Genomic DNA, 21,824 nt, shown 5'->3' with positions numbered 1-21,824 from the left:
GCCAGGCAACCGCTGGGAGCCGTGATTGGTCACTACTACCCATGGGATCCATGACCCACAAGCCCTAAGCCTGGACTTCGAGGACCCCGACACGCCACAGCGCTGCGTAGACGTGACGCACCGGGATGGTCAGCAAGCGAGCGGCACCGTGCACCAGCGGGTCGCCGCCGACGCCGAAAAGCGGGAGGTCACGCTGGCGCGTCGCCTTCGTGGGCGCGGGGGCCTGTGTCGGGGTCACATCGCGCACCACCGTCAGCTTGCGGGCGGGCGCTACGGTTACCACTTCGTCGTACAGAGCTGCGGTCATGATCGCCTCCTAGACGGAAATTCCAAACGAGCACTACATGGACTGACGTGTCCCGTCCCGTACTGGTTCCGATCCGAGAATGCTTGGCTGTAAAGCCAATTGACGTTTCAGCGGAGAACGCCGTGCCGGAGAACCGATCGGGACGAAACATGGCCCGGACTTCGACCGGGACTATCGCTGGAACTCATTCGCCCCTCACCTCCTCACAGTCACAACGCGCACGGGTGGGTGCCCGCACGGTCTACGCGCAGCAAAGGAGTACAGAAAGCCGACGAACGTCGGAAATCCGCACCCCACTCGTCAGAGCTTTGGCACCACACGACGTGTCCGGTAACCCGGAAGCCACCTGGGCTCAACCCTTAAGCCGGGAGGAGCTGTCCTGACCCGGGGCGTCTTTCGACGTTCGGGGTCAGTGGCCTGTATTCGCGTAGACGCCTCACCTAACGAGGTGCATACCCGACCGATGATGCATGACGAGCGTGTACCGGTCAACTTCATCCGTGTCTTGTTTCCCAATCTTTATGCATCCATTACGGGTACGCACAGGTTCTCGCAAGGTTTAGGGGCCCACGACCTGGGCAAATACCGGGCAGCCCGTCGAGTACCAGCGAAACGACGAAGTCGGCCACCTGGGCCGCGGTGACATCTGGCCAAGGCGGGTCATCGGTGCCGAGCCTCCGGTGCGCCAGCTGGCCGACCAGTGCGGCCAGCGTGTACGCCACCATCCTGGGCGAGGCGGCCACCACCTCACCACGCTGTTGGCAAGCGACGACGAAGGCTTCGATGTCGTCGATGAACCGCTCGTAGATGCCACCGAGGTGCTTTTCGAATCGGTCGCCAAGCGCATAGGCGTCACGGAAAAACAGCTTCACGGTGGCTTGCCGGCTTCGAAGTCGGCTTCGAAGAACTCGAACGTCGCCTGCACGGAGCTTTCCAAGAAGGCCCGAAATCCGTTCTCGCCCAGGACATTTTCGGCCGACGCGCCCTGTGCGGTCAGCGCCGCGCCCACATACGCACGCAGGGCACCCTCCTCGACCGCCATCAAGGCGTGGAACAGCTCGTCCTTCGAATCGAAGTACCAGTAGATCGATCCCTAGGCGAGGCCGGCCTGCTTGGCGATATCGGCGATCGTCGTCGCGTGAAAACCCTTGCGGGCGAACACTTCTTTAGCAGCCGCCATGATCTCGTCGCGCAGCCGCGACTTGTCCTCGGCACTGACAGTGCGGCGCCGGCGGGTGCTCACTCGGATTACCTATCGACCAGGGACTCGAGCCGCCCGATGGTGTCGATGAACTCCTCGACCATGTCGAGGACCACGGCGCGCGTTGGCCGCACCCGGTCGAGCGAGCCGACGACCTGGCCGACGAAATACGTCGCCAGCTCGCGGGCCTTGGCGCCAGGTTGGCTGGCCGCCTGGTTGATGCGCACCTGCGAATCAGTGATCAGCGCCGTCTGCAGCGGCATGCCCAGGGGGGCCGGACTGTCGGGCCGGTCCCACTCGTCGGTCCAGGCGGTGCGCAGCATCCGCGCCGGCTTGCCGGTCATCGACCGCGACCGGACCGTGTCCGAGGAGCTCGCGGCCAAGAACTTGTCCTTGACCACCGGCGCCGTCTCGGCTTCCTCGGTGGTCAGCCAGACCGAGCCGCACCACACACCCTCAGCGCCCAACGCCAAGGCCGCGGCAATCTGACGGCCGCGGGCGATCCCGCCGGCGGCCAGGACGGGCGTCGGCGCCACCGCGTCCACGATCTCGGGGACCAGCACCATGGTCGCCACCTCGCCGGTGTGACCACCGGCCTCGGTGCCCTGCGCCACGATCAGGTCGACACCGGCGGCGGCGTGCCGTCGCGCGTGCTGCGTCGTGCCGGCCAGGGCGGCCACCAGCACGTCATGGTCGTGGGCGCGGTCGACCAGATCGGAAGGCGGCGGACCGAGCGCGCTGGCGATCAGCCGGATGTCATGGTCGAACGCCACGTCGAGCAGCGGCTCGTAGCCCTTGGGCGAGATGTTGAGCCCGCCGCCGCGCGACGTACGCGGCCGGTCGGCCGACTCGGTCGATACGGGGATGCCGTAGCGGACCAGCAAGTCGTCCAGGAACGCGCGGTGCTCCTCGGGAAATAGCTCGGAGACCTGGCCCGCGTCGATTCCGCCCTGCTCTGCGCCGACATACTTTTGTGGCAGCAGCAAGTCGACCCCGTACGGCTTGCCGCCGGTCTGTTCCTCGATCCAGGTCAGCTCGTTGTGCAGCCGCTCGGGACTGTGCGCGACGGCGCCGAGGATCCCGAAGCCGCCCGCATTGGACACCGCGGCCACGACATCGCGGCAGTGACTGAAAGCGCAGATCGGAAATTCAACGCCGAGCAGTTCGGCGACTCTGGTTCGCATTAGCACGACGCTAAAAGTTATTGATTGTTATGTCAATCGACTACGCTACGGCATCGCCCGAGCTTTCGAATATGTTCGGGCGCAACATATTCCACGGGCCGCCAGGTGTTAGGCGGACGCCGCCTCATCTTTGACAAAGAGATGGACCCGGTACGTGGTTGTCCCTGCTTTCAGGCCCTGATAATGCTTCCCGCCCGCCACCGGGGCGCCGTCGCGAAGAGTGTTCCGCAAGAAGAACGGCGCGCGCCGCTCGATGGTGTCCACCCAGTGTTGCGAATACATTTCCATGCCGCGCAATGGTCTCGGCGTTGATATCGCGTTGCGAAAGCTTGCGCAGCGGTGCGTTGGCCAGCGTGGCCTCCCAGACCTCGACACCGGCGGCGGGCTGGCAGTCGGTGTACGGGAAATGGCCTCCCGGGCGCAGCACGCGGGCCACCTCGCTGAAAAAGGCGGCCTGGTCAGGGTAGTAATTCGCGGATTCGACATTGACCACCGCGTCAAAGGACTGGTCGGGGAACGGCAAGTCCTGGGCATCGCCCTGCACGAAATCCAGGCCCGGCAGCATGTGCCGCTTTTTGCAGAACGCGATACCGGATGGGTTCAGGTCCAGTCCGGTGTAGGACGCCGGACCCAGATAGCGCTTGATGTAGGAGGCGCCGCCGCCGTGACCGCGCCCGACCTCCAGCACCTTCTTGCCGGTGAGATCCACCTGGCTCGCCGTCGCGTGGTAGAGCTCGATGCAGCCCCTGTCCCGCTCGTCGGAGGCTTCAAGCTCCAGACCCATCGGCGGATTCTCTTCATAGGCGAAGTTGAGGAACAGCACGTCGTCACGGCTGACCCAGCGCGTCAAAATCATGTAGGCATACTTCGCAAACCTCTGATTGAGCTTCTAGAAGAAGGGGCGCTGCCAGACGCGGTCCAGGATTGACGTGGATTGTGCCATCTCGGAAGTATGACAGAGGTCACATCGGGATCCCTCGAGGTGGCTCGGCGCCCGTCAGGGAGATCGGCCGTCGGGCGGCCAGCTGGCCACGCCGTCCTCCAGCGGGACGTTGAGGCTGCGCAGGATCGAGGCAACCATTCGCCACGCGCCGATCGCGGTGACGAGTTCAATGAGAACCGTTCTGTCGCCCCCCAATTCGCGCTCACAGGCCGCCCAGCTATCGGCGCTCACCGCGCCGTCGCGCACCACGTCGTCGGTGGCCGCCAGGACCGCCCGCTCGGTGGGCCCGAAACCCTCGTACACGCGCCAATCGCGCACGCCGAGCAGGTCGTTCGCCGGCACACCGAGTCCCGAAGCGACGCGCCAGTGCTGGGTCCATTCGTAATCGCATGCGGTCAGCCAGCCGATGCGCATGATCACCAGCTCACGCAGCCGCCAGTCGAGGGCGCCGTGCCACAGCATCGAGGCGAGCAGATCGTTGAGGGTCCGCGCCAGTACCGGATGGTGCAGCAACACCTGGAAGATGCTGAGCTCGGCCATGTAGTCGGGCACGCCCGCCTCGTCGGCCGCGGCCTTGGCCTCGTCCAGCGGCAGTCGGGGTATTCCGGATGTTGTCATGATGTGCGCACTCCGCCGTCCGGCATACCAGCACAGTAAGAGCTATTGACGCGCCGGCCAATCGTCAGTTGCCCCGATGCCCTGACGACACGGACCAGCAAATCCGTTGCGCCCTCGCTCGGCACGCGGCGTGGCTGGCTCTCGAACGGCCACTGAGCCGATACCCTGCTGTTCAGCGTGGTCGGGTGTGGCGCCGCGGCGTTCGGCGGCAAAGCACTGGTTCGAAGACGTGGGGTGCAGCGTGGATAAGCCGCGGGTCACTCCGGTTGCCGTGATCGGCATGGCGTGCCGGCTGCCCGGAGGTATCGACTCCCCCGACACGTTGTGGCAGGCATTGCTGCGCGGCGACGACGCGATCACCGAGGTTCCCGCCGACCGCTGGGACGCCGACGAGTTCTACGACCCCGAGCCGGGCGTGCCCGGCCGGTCCGTGTCGCGCTGGGGCGGCTTCCTCGACGACGTCGCAGGCTTCGATCCGGAGTTCTTCGGCATCAGCGAGCGAGAAGCGACCGCGATGGATCCGCAGCACCGCTTGCTCCTGGAGGCCTCATGGGAGGCCGTAGAACACGCCGGCCTGGCGCCGACGTCGTTGGCCGGCTCGCTTACCGGTGTGTTCGTGGGTTTGGCCCATGGCGATTACTCGTTTGTCACCGGGCAGGCCAATGCCCTGGAAGACCCGTACGGTTTCACCGGACTCCCGTTCAGCATGGGCTCCGGAAGGGTCTCGTACGCAATGGGGCTGCGCGGTCCCGCGCTGACCGTGGACACGGCGTGTTCGTCGAGTCTGCTTGCGGTACATATGGCTTGCCGCAGTCTCAACGACGGCGAGAGCGATCTGGCCCTGGCGGGCGGCTGCATGGTCATGATGGAACCGCAGCTGTATGCGTCCGCTTCGGCGCTGGGCATGTTGTCCCCCACCGGACGGTGCCGCGCATTCGACGCGTCGGCCGACGGGTTCGTTCGTTCCGAGGGCTGCGCCGTGGTGCTCCTCAAGCGGCTGCCCGACGCGCTCAGCGACGGCGACCGGATCCTCGCCGTGCTGCGTGGCACCGCAACCAACCAGGACGGACGCACCGAGAACATTTCCACCCCGTCCCTGGATGCGCAGGTGGTGGCGTATCGCGCGGCCTTGTCGGCGGCCGGTGTCGACGCCGGCACTGTCGGCATGGTCGAGGCGCACGGCACCGGCACCCCCGTTGGTGATCCGATCGAATTCGCAAGCCTGGCAAAGGTTTACGGCATCGACCGAGCCTGCGCGCTGGCGTCGGCCAAAAGCAATCTGGGTCATCCCGAGGCCGCCGCGGGCGTGGTGGGATTGGTCAAAGCAGTCCTGTCGTTGCAGCATGGCCTGGTGCCGCCGATGGTGCACTTCACTCGGCTCCCCGATGAGCTTGCCCAGATCGAAACCAAACTTTTTGTGCCGCAGCAGATTACGCCGTGGCCAGCCCAGGACGGCACAGCGCCACGGCGCGCGGCGGTCTCGTCATATGGCATGTCGGGCACCAACGTGCACGCCGTTCTCGAGCAGGCTCCCCCGCACAACCGAGTAACCCCATCCGGGCCGGCCGGTGCTTTGTTGTTTGCGCTGTCGGCCACCTCGGCCGACGCGTTACGCCGGACAGCCCGTCGGCTGGCCGACTGGGCGGACGACACGTCGGTGGCACCGGCCGATCTGGCCTACACGCTGGCACGCCGACGCGCCCACCGACCGGTGCGTACCTGCGTGGTCGCTGCCACCCACACCGAGCTGGGCGAGGCGTTGCGGGAAATCGCCGACGGCTCGTCCAATCACGTGCCCTACATGCCCGCCGTGGGTCAAGACGACCGCGGACCGGTGTGGGTGTTCTCCGGGCAAGGTTCGCAGTGGGCTCAGATGGGCGCCGACCTGCTCGGCACCGAACCGGTCTTCACCGCGACGGTGGCCGCCGCCGAGCCGTTGATCGCAGAAGAATCCGGCTTCTCGGTGACCGCAGCGATCACCGCGGCTCACACCGTGACCGGGATCGACCGCGTGCAGCCGACCCTCTTCGCCATGCAGGTCGCGCTGGCGGCCGCGATGAAGTCCTACGGGGTCCGCCCCGCCGCGGTCATCGGCCATTCCCTCGGTGAGGTGGCGGCAGCCGTTGTCGCGGGCGCACTTTCGCTGCAAGACGGCGTGCGCGTCATCTGCCGGCGGTCCCGCCTGTGCACCCGCGTCGCCGGTATCGGCGCGATGGCGTCGGTAGAACTGCCGGCCGCGCGAGTTCGCGAGGAACTGGCGAGTCGCGGCGTCAAGGACGTCGTGGTCGCCGTGGTGGCGTCGCCGAACTCCACCGTGATCGGGGGCGCCACCCGGACGGTTCGCGAACTCGTCGCCGCATGGGAAGCTCGCGACGTAACGGCGCGCGAGGTAGCCGTCGACGTCGCATCGCACACGGCGCAGGTCGATCCCATCCTCGCCGAGCTGTCTGCGCTGCTGACCGACATCGCCCCGATGAAGCCCAAGGTTCCCTACTACTCCGCGACCCTGTTCGACCCTCGCGAGCGCCCGGCATGCGATTCCCGCTACTGGTCGGACAACCTGCGTCACATGGTGCGGTTCGGTGCGGCGGTGCGGGCGGCCCTCGAGGACGGGCACCGGGTGTTCGCCGAACTGTCCCCGCACCCGCTGCTGACGCGCGCCGTCGAGCAGACCGCCCAAGGTCTTGACGTCCCGGTCGCCGCCGTGGCGGCGATGCGACGCGAGCAACCGCTGCCGCAAGGGTTGCGCAGTTTGGTGGCCGAGCTGCACAGCGCGGGCGCCGCGGTTGACTTCTCGGTGCTGTGTCCCGGCGGGCAGTTGGTGGATGCGCCCCTGCCAGCGTGGGCGAACCGGCCGCTGCTACTGGCTCCTGAGCATCGGACTCGCCAGCTGCCGATCGCCAATTCGGTTGCAGCACATCCGCTGTTGGGCTCATACGTGCGGCTGATGGAGGAACCGGAGCGCCATGCCTGGCAGGGCGAGATCGGCACCGCCGCGCTGCCCTGGTTGTGCGACCACCAAATCCATGACGTGGCAGCGCTTCCCGGGGCTGCCTACTGCGAGATGGCGTTGGCCGCGGCGCACCGAGTCCTGGGCGAGCAGTCCGAGGTTCGCGACCTCCGCTTCGAGGAGATGCTGCTGCTGCACGACCAGACCTCGGTGGGCACCGTCGCGTCGGTCGAAGCGCCCGGTGTCGCCGACTTCGTCGTGGGGACCGAGCAGCACGGCGAAAAGCTGCAGCGGGCCAGTGCGGTCCTGCGCGCGGCGACCCCGGAAAATCAGCCCCCCACCCACGACATAGCCGCCCTGCTGTCGGCCCATTCTCGCCGCGCGGACGGCAACGAACTGCGGGCGTGGTTCGCCGAACGGGGTGTGCGGTTCGGTCCCGCCTTCACCGGGCTGACCGCCGCCCATGTTCCGGAAGGCCCGGTGAGCACCGTGCTGGCCGAGGTCGGGCTGCCGGGCACGATCCGCACACAACACGGCAGCTATGGCGTGCATCCCGCGCTGCTGGATGCCTGCTTCCAATCCGTCGCGGCCCACCCTGCCGTACAGGCTCTCGGGAACGGTGGTCTGCTGCTGCCACTGGGCGTGCGGCGGTTGCGTTCCTACGCGTCGACCCGCAACGCGCGCTATTGCCTGACGCGGGTGACCGCGTGCGGCACAAACGTCGAGGCCGACATCGAGGTGATCGACGGGCGCGGGACCGTGCTACTGGTCGCGCGTGGACTGCTGATGGGCACCGGGGCCTCCGAAACCGCCGACCGCGATCGTCTGCTGAACGAACGGCTGCTCACCATCGAGTGGCAACGGTGCGCACTACCCGGCGTCACGGCCCCCGACGCTGGAAAGTGGCTGCTGATAAGCATTCCCGACACTTCGAGTGCCGAAGATACGCTGGCACCCGGCTTGATCGACGCGCTGAAGCAGCACGGCGCGGAATGCGTAGCCATGTGCTGGTCACAGCATGCCGATGAGGCGAGCCACATCATGGATGGATTCACCGGCGTGGTCGTGCTGGCGCCTCCGTGCAACGGCGCACCCGATCCGCGGGGCGCCGCTTACGGCAGCGATTGCGTCCAGCGTCTGGTGCGCGTCGCCCGCGAGCTGCCCGGGGTCTCCGGCCAGGCGCCGCGCCTGTATCTGGTGACCAGGAGCGCACAAACGGTGCTCAGCGACGACGCCGTCAACCTCGAGCAGGCCGGGTCGCGTGGTCTGCTGCGGGTGATCGGCGCAGAGCACCCGTACCTGCGCCCCACGAATATCGATGTCGACGAGCGAACCGATCCCGAGCAGCTGGCACGCCAACTGCTGACCGGATCCGACGAGGACGAGACCGCCTGGCGCAACGACGAGTGGTACACCGCCCGGCTGTGTCCGGCGCCACTGCGCCCGGACGAGCGGGAAACCACGGTCGCCGACCACCGGCATGATGGTGTGCGTCTAGAGATCCGCACGCCCGGCGACTTGCAAACGATGGAACTCGCGGCGGTCGACCGGGTGCCGCCGGGTCCCGGCCAGATCGAGGTCGCCGTCAGCGCGTCCAGCGTCAACTTCGCCGACGTGCTGGTCGCATTCGGCCGCTACCCCAGCCTCGACGGGCTTATCGATGAGCATTCGCCCCAGCTTGGCACCGATTTCGCTGGCGTGGTGACCGCGGTCGGGCCCGACGTCACCGATCACCGGGTCGGGGACCGCGTGGGCGGCATGACATCGGCCGGGTGCTGGGGCTCGTTTGTCACCTGCGATGCCCGCCTTGCCACGGCGGTTCCACCGGGCCTGACCGACGCCCAGGCCGCCGCGGTGACCACTGCGCACGCCACCGCCTGGTACGGGCTGCACGAACTGGCCCGCATCAAGGCCAAAGACAAGGTGCTGATTCACTCCGCGACCGGCGGGGTGGGACAAGCGGCGATCGCAATAGCCAGGACCGCGGGGGCCGAGATCTTCGCCACGGCCGGCAGCCCGAAGCGCCGAGAGCTATTGCGCGACATGGGTATTGAGCATGTATACGACTCACGCAGCATCGAGTTCGCCGAGCGGATCCGTGATGACACCAACAGCTATGGCGTCGACATCGTGCTCAACTCCCTGACCGGAGCGGCCATGAGCGCCGGGATCAAGTTGTTGTCCTTCGGAGGTCGATTCGTCGAGATAGGCAAGCGCGATATCTACGGCGACACTCGGCTGGGACTTTTCCCGTTCCGCCGCAACCTGATGTTCTACGCCGTCGACTTGGGGCTGATGTCGGTCACCCATCCCGCCCAAATCCGCGAATTGCTGACCACCGTCTACCGGCTCACCGCCGAGGGCACGCTGCCGATGCCCCAAAGCACCCACTATCCGCTCACCGGGGCGGCGACCGCGATCCGGGCGATGAGCGCCGCCGAGCACACCGGCAAACTCATCCTGGACATCCCGCAGACCGGGCACAGCACTGTAGTGCTGCCGCCCGAACGGGTCGGAGTTGTCCGGCCCGACGGCGCTTACATCATCACCGGCGGCCTGGGCGGCCTCGGGCTGTTCCTGGCCGAGAAGATGGCCGCCGGCGGCGCGGGCCGGATTGTACTGGCCTCCCGGTCCGCGCCCGACCAAAAAGCCGCGGAGACAATCGAACTCGTCCGCGCCACCGGATCCGACGTCGTGGTGGTGCGTGGCGACATCACCCACCCCGGCACGGCGCAGCGGCTGGTGACCACCGCAACCGCCACCGGGCTGCCGTTGCGCGGCGTGCTGCACGCGGCCGCGGTGGTCGAGGACGCCACCCTCACCAACATCACCGACGCGCTGATCGACCGCAACTGGGCGCCCAAAGTGCACGGCGCCTGGCACCTGCACCGGGCCACCATTGACCAGCCGCTGGATTGGTTCTGCTCGTTCTCCTCGGCCGCCGCCTTGCTGGGCTCTCCGGGCCAGGCCGCCTACGCGGCGGCCAACAGCTGGCTGGACGGCTTCACCCACTGGCGGCGCGCTCAGGCCCTTCCGGCCACCGCCATCGCCTGGGGCGCCTGGGCCGAAATCGGCCGCGGCGCAAGCCTTGCGGAAAGCGGCGACACCGCGATGATCACCCCCGACGACGGCGCATACGCATTCGAGGCACTGCTGCGCCACAAGCGCGCCTACTGCGGTTATGCCCCGATCACCGGATCCCCGTGGCTGACCTCACTGGCCCAGCGCAGCCAGTTCGCCGCGGCGTTCCGATCCACCGGGTCAGATCGATCCGATAGCCGCAAACTCCGTGCCGAGCTCACCAACCTTCCCCCGGAAGAGTGGCCCAGTCGGCTTCGTCGTCTGGTCTCCGAGCAGGTCGGCCTGATCTTGCGCCGAACCGTTGACCCTGACCGTCCGCTCGCCGACTACGGACTCGATTCACTGGGCAATCTCGAACTGCGCACCCGTATCGAAACTGAAACCGGTATCCGCTCCGCCTCCACCGACATCACCACAGTCCGGGATTTGGCCGATCGCCTCTGTGAAAAACTCGCGGCCGCAAACCCTGCTGACGTGAAACCTGCTGCAGTGGCGCAACTTTAGGAGCTGAAGTGCTTGTCTTGGGCAATATGGGTTTGGAAAGCGTCAGCAACTGGGTTCCCGCTCCCGGTTCGGTGTGGCTTTGGCATACCTCGCCGGCAACGCTCGAGAAGGCACGACATGCGCCGATAAGTGCCGTGCCGCCCAGTTACATCCAGGCCCGGCATCTGCGTGGCTTTCGCGAGCAGACCGCGCGCGGCCTGGACATGTCGCGGCTTCTGGTCGCCGCCCTGGACTTTCCCGGTCAGTGCGATATCCGCGCGATGACCTACGTCATCAATTCGCACCTACGCCGCCACGACACCTACCGCAGCTGGTTTGAATTCACCGACACCCAGCACATTGTCCGGCACACCATCGGCGATCCCGCCGACATCGAGTTGATTCCGGTCGAGCATGGCGCGATGACGCCACAACAATGGCAAGACTACGTTTTGACCACGCCCGGCCCGGTGGAGTGGGATTGTTTCAGGTTCGCGATCATTCAGCGCGATGACCACTTCACGCTGTGTATCAGTATCGACCACTTGCACTTCGACGCGGCATTCATCGGCACCATATTTGTGGAGATCCGGTCGATGTACGACGTCCTGATGGACGGCGGAGTCCCCATTCCACTGCCAGAGGTCGGCAGCCATGCCGAGTACTGCCTGCGCGAGCGCGCATACACCTCCGCCTTGACCCTGGAATCCCCGGAGATACGCCAATGGATCGAATTCTTCGAGCACAACGCCGGATCCCTCCCCCGTTTCCCCTTGCCGCTCGGCGACACATCGCGGCTCGCTGCCGGTGCCGTGCTGTCGCTACAGCTGATGGACGCGCGCCAAACCGCCGGCTTCGAAGCTGCCTGCACGAACGCCGGCGCCCGGTTCAGCGGCGGGGTGTTCGCGTGCGCTGCCCTCGCCGAATACGACCTCACCGGTGCTGAGACCTACTACGCGGTCACGCCCGCCGGCACCCGCAGCACCCCGGCGGAATTTGTGACCAGCGGCTGGTTCATCGGCCACATTCCGCTGAGCCTGCCGGTCGCCTCGTCATTCAGTGAGACCGCGCGTGCCGCCCAGGGTTCATTCGATTCGAGCACCCATCTGGCCAATGTGCCGTTCGAGCGCGTGTTGGAGCTGGCGCCCTGGCTTGAGAAACCCCCCTCTCGAGGAGGCTTTCCCATGTTGTCGTTCCTCGATGCGGGCGTCCCACCGCTTTCCGCCGTCATCGCGACACAGCTGGGCCGAGCCAATACCAGGGTGTTCACCGATGGCAAGATCGCCGCCCGGGTGTGCATGTGGGTCAATAAATTCCACGACGAGACCACGATGACGGCGTCCTTCCCAGACAACCCGATCGCCCATGACTCAGTCGCGCGGTACCTCGACGCGATGAGATCCGTGTGTGTCCGCGTCGGCGAGGGCCGCACCGAGATGGAGGACGCGCGTAACGGCGCTCAGCTTCAACGGCAACCGTTCTGATTAGGTGAAGATAATTCTTTGAGAGATTTTTTAGTTTTCCGATTTCGGACAAAATCCCGTGATGCAAATCACGCTACAGTCACGGCGGCACAGCGGACTTCGAGTCTTACACGTTCGTCAATTTTCGGCTGCGCCGGCGGCTACTCGTCCAGGGCCCGGGGGCCGTCCCGCGGCCGGCATTCCGGTCGTTGACGCTGCCTGACGCTGCCCGCCAGCAAAGTTCCGTTCCCGTCCTGCTGGCCGTATCGGTCGCGACCCATGCCACCACGGGCGTTCCGCATCGCGGGATCAAACAATCGCCTCCCGGCGGTCTCTGGCTACCGGGCAAAGCCCGGGCTCGCCGGCCAGGATGCCTACCGAGGGCTCGCGGACACGCCGCCTCAAGACTCTCGGGGACAACGTCGGTTTCAGCACGCTGGCGTTATGTCGGCTATTCGCCCGAGATCGGTGCAGCTCAGCCCGCGGCCCACGACCCCAGCAGCGCATCGGCATCGCCGACGCCCCGGGTCAGCAAGCTTCCCGACGATGGGCGCTTCCAACGCCCCGACTCGGCGCCGACAAGCCCGTGAACGGGCTAAAAGCGTTGTTGATTGATGGGTCAATCACAGCTTGGTGCGGCCGGCCCTCCGAGTTCAGCAAAGACAGCGTAAATTTTTTGGTACGTTCGCAAGATTTTGGCACATCCGTCCAGGTAAACAGCTACGCTGCATAAAGCGCACAAACAAATTGGCTTCGATGTGGGGGGCGGTGGGTCGATGCTGGCTGCGGCAATGCTCCCAGCTTGTAACGAAATTGGGCGATGTCTCATAAGGCTCCTGAGATGAGCCTGCCACAGCGATATGAACTTGAAGATTGCTAAGAAGAGGTAAAGGTCTTGGAACAGCCACGTGTTACGCCGGTTGCCGTCATCGGCATGGGTTGTCGGCTTCCGGGAGGCATCGACTCCCCGCAGCGGTTGTGGGAGGCGTTGCTGCGCGGCGACGACCTGATCACCGAGGTGCCGGCCGACCGCTGGGACGCCGACGAGTACTACGACCCCGAGCCGGGCGTGCCCGGGCGGTCGGTGTGTAAGTGGGGAGCTTTCCTGGATGACGTCGCTGACTTTGATCCCGAGTTCTTCGGGATCAATGAGAAAGAAGCGACCGCGATGGACCCGCAGCACCGTCTGCTCCTGCAAGCCTCGTGGGAGGCCATGGAGCACGGCGGCCTGACTCGCGAAGCACTGGCCGCCGCGCGGACCGGCGTGTTCGTGGGATTGATGCACGACGACTACCAATTGGTGCACGCCGACGCCGAGGCCTTGGAGGGGCCGTACGGATACATGGGCAACAGTTTCGCCATGGGCTCCGGGCGAATCGCCTACGCCATGGGGCTGCGCGGTCCGGCGATGACGGTAGATACCGCGTGCTCTTCTGGCCTGACAGCTATCCACCTGGCCTGCCGCAGCCTGCACGACGCCGAAAGCGACATTGCGCTGGCGGGCGGAGCCTCGGTGATGTTTGAACCCCGCAAAGCCGCGTCGGGGTCCGCCATCGGCATGTTATCTCCGACCGGACGCTGCCGTGCGTTCGACGTCGCCGCGGACGGTTTCGTGACCGGCGAGGGTTGCGTCGTGGTGCTGCTCAAGCGATTGCCGGATGCGCTGGCCGATGGCGACAGGATCCTTGCAGTGATACGCGGGACGGCCGTCAACCAAGACGGTCACACGGTGAATATCGTGACGCCGTCGGAACCCGCACAGGTCGAGGTGTATCGCGCGGCATTGGCCGCCGCCGGCGTCGACCCAAGCAGCATCGGCATGGTGGAGGCGCACGGCCCTGGCACCCCCGTGGGTGACCCCATCGAATACGCGAGCCTCGCCGAAGTGTATGGCACCAATCACCCCTGCGCGCTTGCATCGGTGAAGACCAACTTCGGACACACCCAGTCGGCCGCTGGAGCGCTGGGTCTGATGAAGACGGTCCTCGCCCTGCAGCACGGTGTGGTCCCGCAGAATCTGCACTTCACCCAGCTGCCTGATGAGATGGCCCAGATCAAGACCAACCTCTTTGTGCCGCGGGTGAACACGCCGTGGCCATCAGAAAACGGTCAACAAAAGGTCCGGCGCGCGGCGGTGTCGTCGTACGGGTTCTCCGGAACCAACGTGCACGCCATATTGGAGCAAGCTCCGACGACGGTTGTGCCGAACGACGCGCAAACCGCTCCCGCCATCGACAGCCCGCTGATCTTCCCGCTGTCGTCGACCTCGGCCGACGGATTGCGGCAGACCGCAGCGCGCATTGCTGACTGGGTCGACGCGCGCGCGTCGGACCTGGTGGCATCGGATCTGGCCTACACGCTTACCCGCCGACGTGGGCACCGGCCGGTTCGCACAGCGGTCATCGCGGGCAGTGCCGAGGGGTTGGCCGACAGTTTGCGCGAGGTCGCCAACGGTGAATTTCCGTATCCGGCCGCGGTCGGGCAGGACGATCGCGGACCGGTATGGGTGTTCTCCGGGCAGGGTTCGCAGTGGGCGGCAATGGGCGCTGACCTGCTCGCGACCGAACCGGTGTTCGCAGCGACCGTCGCGGAAGCAGAGCCTTTGATCGCCGCGGAGTCCGGGTTCTCGGTAACCGAGGTGATCTCGGCGCCCGACACGGTGACCGGCATCGATCGGGTTCAACCCGCGCTGTTCACCATGCAGGTCGCGCTCGCGGCCACGATGACGTCCTACGGGGTGCGGCCGGGCGCGGTGATCGGCCACTCGATGGGAGAGGCCGCGGCAGCGGTCGTGGCGGGCGCGTTGTCTCTGGAAGACGGGGTGCGGGTGATCTGCTGCCGCTCCCGGTTGATGTCGACGATCGCTGGTTCCGGGGCGATGGCGTCGGTGGAACTGCCCGCCCAGCAAGTGCTTTCGGAACTGATGGCACGTGGCGTCAACGACGAGGTGGTGGTGGCCGTGGTGGCATCACCGCAGTCCACTGTGATCGGCGGGGCCACCGAGACGGTGCGCGATCTGGTCGCGACCTGGGAGCAGCGTGAGGTCATGGCCCGAGAGGTGGCCGTTGACGTCGCATCACACTCCCCGCAAGTCGACTCGATCCTCGACGAACTGACCGATGTGCTGGCCGAGCTCAACCCCAAGACACCGGAAGTTCCCTTCTACTCCTCGACCATGTTCGACCCGCGCGACGAACCCGAGTGCGATGCCTGGTACTGGGCCGACAATCTTCGGCACACGGTGCGATTCGCCGCGTCCGTGCAAGCGGCGTTGGAAGACGGCTACCGGGTATTCGCGGAGTTGGCCCCGCACCCGCTACTCACCCATGCTGTCGAGCAAACAGCGCGAAGCCTCGGCATGCCGCTGGCCGCTCTCTCCGCCATGCGCCGCGAGCAGGAGCTGCCGCACGGGCTGCGCGACTTCCTGGCGGATCTGCACAGCGCCGGTGCCGCGATCGACTTCTCGGTGCTCTACCCCCAGGGTCGACTGGTGGACGCGCCGCTACCGACATGGAGTAACCGTCCCCTGCTCTTGGCCGCCGGCGGTCAGGATTCGCGGGCGCGCGGCGATTGCACGGTTGCGGTGCATCCGCTGATGGGGGCGCACGTGCAATTGCAGGAGGAGCCGGAGCGCCACGTTTGGCAGGGCGAGGTCGGCACCGGGGCGCAGCCGTGGCTGGGCGACCACCAGATACACAACGTGGCCGTTCTTCCAGGGGCCGCCTACTGCGAGATGGCATTGGCCGCGGCTCGCACAGTTCTCGGCGAGGCGTCCGAAGTCGGCGACATCCGCTTCGAGCAAATGCTGCTACTCGATGAAGAGACCCCGGTCGGCGCCGTCGCATCGGTTGAGGTGCCCGGCGTCGTCACCTTCGCGGTGGAGACCCACCAGGATGGGCAACACCAGAGGCGGGCCAGCGCGGTCCTACGAGCCGTCGAGGACGAGCACCAGCCACCTGTATACGACCTGACCGCCTTGCGCGCCACCCACTTATCCGACGTGGATTTGGAAGAGATCGCGAAGCGGTGCGCCGAGCAGGATGTGCAGTATGGTCCCGCTTTCGGCGGTCTGGTCGCCGCGTACGTTTCTGACGGGCCGGACAGCACGGTGCTGGCCGAAGTCGCGCTGCCCGGTTCGATTCGTTCGCAGCAGCGTGCGTACGGAATTCATCCCGCTCTGCTGGACGCCTGTTTCCAGTCGACCGGGGCTCATCCCGCCGTCCAAGGCGCGGGCAGCGGCGGTCTGCTGGTGCCGTTAGGCGTGCGCAGGCTGCGTGCCTACGCGTCTGCCCGCACGGCCCACTGCTGCTACACGAGGGTGACCCAAGCCGACGCGGCCGGGATCGAAGCGGACCTTGATGTGCTCGACGAGCAGGGGACGGTCCTGCTCGAGGTGCGCGGATTGCAAATCAGCACCGGGGCTTCCATGAGCGGAAACCAGGATCGCCTGATGAACGAGCGGTTGTTGACCATCGAATGGCAACAGCGAACACTGCCCGAGGCGGACCTCAGCGATGCCGGAAGATGGCTGCTCATCAGCACGTCCCCCACTGCTGATGTGGTGGCGACCGAGCTAACGGATGCGTTGAAGCTGCAGGGTGCGGAATGCACGGCTATGTGCTGGCCGCAGCATGAGGACCACGTGACTACTGCCCGGAGGCTGCGCGGTCACCTCGGCGAACAGGCAATCGCCGGTGTGGTCGTACTCACCGGTCCGAGGAACGGCCAGCCCGACGAGGAATCTGCCGTCCTCGGCGGTCAGTACATTCAGCATTTGGTGCGCATCGCCCGCGAGCTGCCAGACATCGAAGGCAAGTCGCCCCGACTGTATGTCATCACCAGGGACGCTCAAGCGGTGCTGTCCGGCGACTCCGTCAATCTCGAGCAGGGCGGGCTACGCGGCCTGCTGCGGGTGATCGGCGCCGAGCACCCGCACCTGCGCACCGCCCACATCGATGTGGACGAGCAGACCGAAGCCGACCAGTTGGCGCGCCAACTGCTGAGCGGATCCGACGAGGATGAGACCGCGTGGCGGAATAACGAGTGGTTCGCGGCGCGCTTGTGCTCCACTGCGCTGCGCCCCGAGGAGCGGCGCACCACCCTGGTGGACCACGAGCACGACGGCATGCGCCTGCAGATCCGGACGTCCAGCGACTTGCAAACAATGGAACTTGTTGCTTTCGAACGGGTTCCGCCGGGTCCCGGACAGATCGAGGTCGCGGTCACCGCATCGAGCGTCAACTTCGCCGATGTGCTGGTTGCGTTCGGCCGATACCCCGACTTCGAGGGGCAGCTGCCGCAGTTGGGCACCGATTTCGCGGGCGTGGTGACCGCGGTCGGACCCGACGTCACCAACCATCGAGTCGGTGACCGCGTGGGCGGTTTCTCGGAAAATGGCTGCTGGGCGACCTTCGTCACGTGCGATGCCCGAGTCGCCGTCACGCTCCCGCCCGGGCTGACCGACGACCAGGCAGCCGCCACTAGCACCGCGCACGCCACCGCCTGGTATGCGCTGCACGACCAGGCCAGGATCGCTGTCGGCGACCGGGTCTTGATTCACTCCGCCACCGGCGGCGTGGGCCAGGCCGCGATCGCGATCGCCCGGGCGGCGGGAGCCGAGATCTTCGCGACCGCCGGCAGCCCAGAGCGTCGAGACCTCTTGCGCGACATGGGAATTACGCATGTCTACGACTCCCGCAGCACAGAGTTCGCCGCGTTGATCCGCCACGACACCGACGGATACGGCGTCGACATCGTGCTCAATTCTGTGACTGGCGGCGCACAACGTGCCGGACTGGAACTGCTGTCCGTCGGCGGACGATTCGTGGAGATCGGCAAACGCGACGTCTACGCAAACAACCGGCTCGAATTGTTCCCATTCCGCCGCAACCTCACCTTCCACTACGTCGATCTGGCGCTGATGGCAACCAGCCACCCGCAGCGGGTCGGCGTTCTGCTCGGCAAGGTGTACCAGCTAGTCGCAGACGGCGAGTTGCCGCTGCCGCAAAGCAGCCGGTACCCGCTTGCCGACGCGGCCGAGGCTATTCGCTTGATGGGCGCAGCAGCGCACACCGGAAAGCTTGTGCTCGACATCCCCCACACCGGGCGCAGCCAAGTCGTGGTGCCGCCCGAACAGGCACCGGCTTTCCGGCGCGATGGCTCCTACATCATCACCGGCGGCCTGGGTGGCCTCGGGCTCTTCCTTGCCGAGAAGATGGCCTCGGCCGGCTGTGGCCGGATAGTGCTGAACTCGCGGTCGGCGCCCAATCGAAAGGCGCTGGACACAATCGAGCTCATCCGGGCGATCGGTGGCGACATCGTCGTTGCGCGCGGCGATATCACCGCACCCGGTACAGCCAACCGCTTGGTGGCGGCCGCGACTGCGACCGGGCTTCCATTGCGCGGGGTGCTGCATGGGGCCGCCGTGGCCGAGGACGCCACCCTGGCGAACATGACCGACGAGGTGATCGACCGCGACTGGGCTCCCAAGGCCTACGGTGCCTGGAACTTGCACAAGGCCACGGCGGGGCAGCCGCTGGACTGGTTCTGCCCGTTCTCCTCGGCAGCTGCCCTCGTGGGTGCGCCGGGCCACGCGGCCTACGCGGCGGCCAACAGCTGGCTGGACGCCTTCGCCCACTGGCGGCGGACTCAAGGCCTTCCGGCCACGGCGATCGCGTGGGGGCCCTGGGCCGACATCGGCCTTGTCACGGCCATGACCATCGAAACCCCGATCACTCCGGAAGAGGGTGCCTACGCGTTCGAGGCGCTGCTGCGCCACGACCGCACCTACACCGGGTATGCACCGGTCACCAGAACGCCATGGCTCACCGCTCTCGCGCAACACAGCCGGTTCGTTGAGCGGTTCCGGGCCAAGGGCCAAACGGACAAAGGCGACCTGCTTGACGAGTTGCACGCGTTGCCGGCGGAGGAGTGGCCGACACGGCTTCGGCGTCTGATCTCCGACCAGGTTACGGTGATCCTGCGTCGCACCATTGACCCGGACCGTCCCCTCGCCGAGTACGGCCTTGACTCGCTGGGCAACCTCGAGCTGCGTACTCAGATCAAAGCGGCAACGGGGGTTCGCATTACGGCCACGGATATCACCACGATTCAGGGGCTGGCGGCGTTCCTTTGCAAAAAGCTCACGGCGCCGGAAGCCGTCTCAGAAGCGTCGTGACGTAGGTCTCCGTGTAATGGGTATCGTCAAAGCCATTGAGTCTTCCATTCCCGCGGTGCTGCGGGAACGTGCGAGTCTGCGGCCGGGTGAGACAGCGTTCACGTTCGTCGATTACCAGCAGGATTGGGCGGGCGTTGCGGAAAGCCTGACGTGGTCGCAGCTGTATCGACGAACTCTGAACGTCGCGCAGGAGCTCAAAGCTTGCGGGTCAACGGGTGACCGCGCTTTGGTGTTGGCACCGCAGGGACTCGAGTACGTCGTTGCGTTTCTCGGCGCATTGCATGCCGGTCAGATCGCGATTCCGCTGTCGGCTCCGCAGGATGGTGCCAACGACGAGCGTGTCATTTCGGTCCTTCGTGACGCGTCGCCTTCTGCAATTCTCGCAACGTCATCTATCGCCGGCACCGTCGCCGAGTACATCGAGTCGAAGCCCGGCGAGTCCGCGCCATCACTCATCGAAGTTGATTTGCTGGACCTGGACTCCCCGAACGGACCCGCTGCCGAGGCCGATAGCCTGCCAGATATCGCGTATTTGCAGTACACCTCCGGGTCGACCCGTACTCCAGCGGGAGTCGAGATCTCGCACGAAAACATCGTGGTCAATGTCGAACAAATTCTGACCAGCTACTACCGGGACCGCGGCGGGGTTCCGCCGGACACCACCGTCGTGTCGTGGCTGCCCTTCTTCCACGACATGGGTTTGATAGTGGGAATGCTCATCCCGATTCTGGGCGGATTTCACGGTGTGGTCACGAGTCCGCCGTCGTTCTTGCAACGACCAGCGCGCTGGATGCAATTGCTGGCACGCAACAGTCGCGTATTTTCTGCAGCGCCGAACATTGCTTTCGAATTGGCGGCGGCAAAAACATCAGATGACGATATGGCCGGGCTTGACCTCGGCGACGTGCGCAACATTCTCAATGGTGCCGAACGCGTACAACCCGCGACGATGCGGCGCTTCGCTGAGCGATTCGCCCGCTTCAACCTCGACCCCAGGGCGTTACGGCCCTCGTATGGGCTTGCGGAAGCCACGGTATACGTGGCAACCCGCGAATCGGATCAACCAACGCTGACCGTGTACTTCGAATCCGACGAACTGACCGCCGGCCACGCGAAGCGGTGCGCGAGCGGAGAGGGTACGCCGCTGGTCAGTTACGGCACGCCGCAGTCGCCGATCGTGCGCATCGTCGACCCCGAGACCAGCATCGAGTGTCCGGCGGGAACGGTCGGTGAGATTTGGACGCATGGCGACAACGTCGCTGCCGGCTACTGGCAGAAACCTGAAGAGACAGAACGCACCTTCGGCGCGACGATTGGCGGTCCGCCGGCCGGCATGCCCGAAGGGCCTTGGCTGAGAACCGGAGACTTGGGCTTCTTCTCCGACGGCGAGATGTTCATCATCGGCCGCATCAAGGATCTCCTGATCGTCTACGGGCGCAACCACTCTCCCGACGACATCGAGGCGACGATCCAGGAGAGCACCGCAGGCCGCTGCGTGGCGATAGCGGTTCCGGATGATGACGGCGTCGAGAAGCTGGTCACCATCGTCGAGCTCAAGATGCGCGCCGACTCCGAAGAGGCCGCGCTGCAAACCATGCGCGTCGTACGGCGTGAAATCACCTCGGCGATATCGAAGTCGCATGGACTGGGTGTGGCGGATCTCGTTCTGGTGCCGCCTCATTCGATTCCCCTCACCACAAGCGGCAAGGTCAGACGAAGAGATTGTTTGCGGCGGTATCTGCGCGATGAGTTCACTCGCCTCGACAAGCAGACCCGCCGGCCGGTGCAGAGCGTGGCCGCTGACGCCGCTGCGGGCCCCAGGCCCGACTCGGGGTGGGCGCAACGCCTGCGCACGCTGCGCCAGCAGCAACATGACCTGCTGGTTGGGGTGGTGTGCTCGCAGGTGGCAACGGTGTTGGGCCATCCCAGTCCTCATGACATCGACCCTGACTGCCCGTTGCAGGACCTGGGTTTTGACTCGGTGAAGGCCACCGAGTTGCTTGACCGGCTCAAAACCGAAACCGAGCTGGCACTGCCACCCACCCTGGCCTTCGACTACCCCACCCCGGACGAGTTGGCCACCCACCTGGGCCAGCTACTGAGCGGGTCGGTCGCGGCGGCTCCGGCGGTGGCATCGCGGGTGGGCTCAGACGAGCCGGTAGCGGTGGTGGGGATGGCGTGTCGGTTCCCCGGTGGGGTGGATTCGGCCGCGGGGTTGTGGGATCTGGTGGCCAGTGGCACCGAGGGGGTCGGGGGGTTTCCGACCGACCGAGGCTGGAACCTGGCGGATTTGTTTGATCCTGATCCTGATGCGGTGGGTAAGACCTATACCCACGTTGGAGGGTTTCTGGCGGAGGCGGCCGAGTTTGACGCGGAGTTTTTCGGGATCTCGGGGCGCGAGGCCCAAACCATGGATC

The 21,824-nt window shown here is 66.0% G+C and carries 7 protein-coding genes, 2 pseudogenes and 1 riboswitch; of the genes and pseudogenes, 4 read left to right on the top strand and 5 right to left on the bottom strand.

Translation table 11 applies throughout. The features are described 5' to 3' along the window. Positions 1-64 precede the first annotated feature (64 nt). From ACLP9N_RS00125 to ACLP9N_RS00105, 5 genes and pseudogenes are all read right to left on the bottom strand, one after another. Positions 65-307: an Rv1535 family protein gene (locus ACLP9N_RS00125; RefSeq protein ID WP_442405497.1), complete on the bottom strand. Its 243-nt coding sequence runs from the start codon at positions 305-307 to the stop codon at positions 65-67. Between the two features lie 285 nt (positions 308-592). Continuing rightward, positions 593-762, bottom strand: a riboswitch (M-box (ykoK) riboswitch). Positions 763-837: 75 nt separating this feature from the next. After that, positions 838-1,556 (bottom strand): annotated as a pseudogene (locus ACLP9N_RS00120) (TetR/AcrR family transcriptional regulator). Next, complete coding sequence (locus ACLP9N_RS00115) at positions 1,556-2,692, bottom strand: NAD(P)H-dependent flavin oxidoreductase (RefSeq protein WP_442405496.1); 1,137 nt, start codon at positions 2,690-2,692, stop codon at positions 1,556-1,558. Before ACLP9N_RS00115 ends, ACLP9N_RS00120 begins: the two are co-directional and overlap by 1 nt. 108 nt (positions 2,693-2,800) lie before the next feature. After that, positions 2,801-3,548: pseudogene (locus ACLP9N_RS00110) on the bottom strand (phthiotriol/phenolphthiotriol dimycocerosates methyltransferase). 141 nt (positions 3,549-3,689) lie between these two features. Further along, positions 3,690-4,253, bottom strand: a complete 564-nt coding sequence (locus ACLP9N_RS00105) for a carboxymuconolactone decarboxylase family protein (RefSeq protein WP_442405495.1) — start codon at positions 4,251-4,253, stop codon at positions 3,690-3,692. 241 nt (positions 4,254-4,494) lie between these two features. On the opposite strand from ACLP9N_RS00105, the gene pks2 (ACLP9N_RS00100) reads away from it, so the two are divergent. From pks2 (ACLP9N_RS00100) to ACLP9N_RS00085, 4 genes are all read left to right on the top strand, one after another. Continuing rightward, positions 4,495-10,788 carry a sulfolipid-1 biosynthesis phthioceranic/hydroxyphthioceranic acid synthase gene (gene pks2, locus ACLP9N_RS00100; RefSeq protein WP_442405494.1) on the top strand — a complete coding sequence of 2,098 codons (6,294 nt, stop codon included), beginning with the start codon at positions 4,495-4,497 and terminating at the stop codon, positions 10,786-10,788. 8 nt (positions 10,789-10,796) lie between these two features. Continuing rightward, positions 10,797-12,251: a condensation domain-containing protein gene (locus ACLP9N_RS00095; protein ID WP_442405493.1), complete on the top strand. Its 1,455-nt coding sequence runs from the start codon at positions 10,797-10,799 to the stop codon at positions 12,249-12,251. Positions 12,252-13,164: 913 nt separating this feature from the next. Next, positions 13,165-19,407 (top strand): sulfolipid-1 biosynthesis phthioceranic/hydroxyphthioceranic acid synthase, encoded by a 6,243-nt coding sequence (pks2, locus tag ACLP9N_RS00090; RefSeq protein ID WP_442405498.1) that lies wholly within the window; start codon positions 13,165-13,167, stop codon positions 19,405-19,407. 16 nt (positions 19,408-19,423) lie between these two features. After that, positions 19,424-21,824: fatty-acid--AMP ligase (locus ACLP9N_RS00085; RefSeq protein WP_442405492.1), on the top strand; the 2,401-nt coding region annotated here is incomplete at its 3' end.

Origin of the sequence: Mycobacterium sp. (assembly GCF_052144515.1) — a bacterium.
In the GTDB taxonomy this organism is placed as follows: domain Bacteria; phylum Actinomycetota; class Actinomycetes; order Mycobacteriales; family Mycobacteriaceae; genus Mycobacterium.
This window is presented reverse-complemented; position numbering and strand designations above follow the sequence as displayed.

Bases quoted from the DNA above. Each gene is read 5' to 3' on its own strand.
- ACLP9N_RS00125 (WP_442405497.1), bottom strand. From the start codon at position 307: ATGACCGCAGCTCTGTACGACGAAGTGGTAACCGTAGCGCCCGCCCGC.
- ACLP9N_RS00115 (WP_442405496.1), bottom strand. From the start codon at position 2,692: ATGCGAACCAGAGTCGCCGAACTGCTCGGCGTTGAATTTCCGATCTGC.
- ACLP9N_RS00105 (WP_442405495.1), bottom strand. From the start codon at position 4,253: ATGACAACATCCGGAATACCCCGACTGCCGCTGGACGAGGCCAAGGCC.
- pks2 (WP_442405498.1), top strand. From the start codon at position 13,165: ATGGGTTGTCGGCTTCCGGGAGGCATCGACTCCCCGCAGCGGTTGTGG.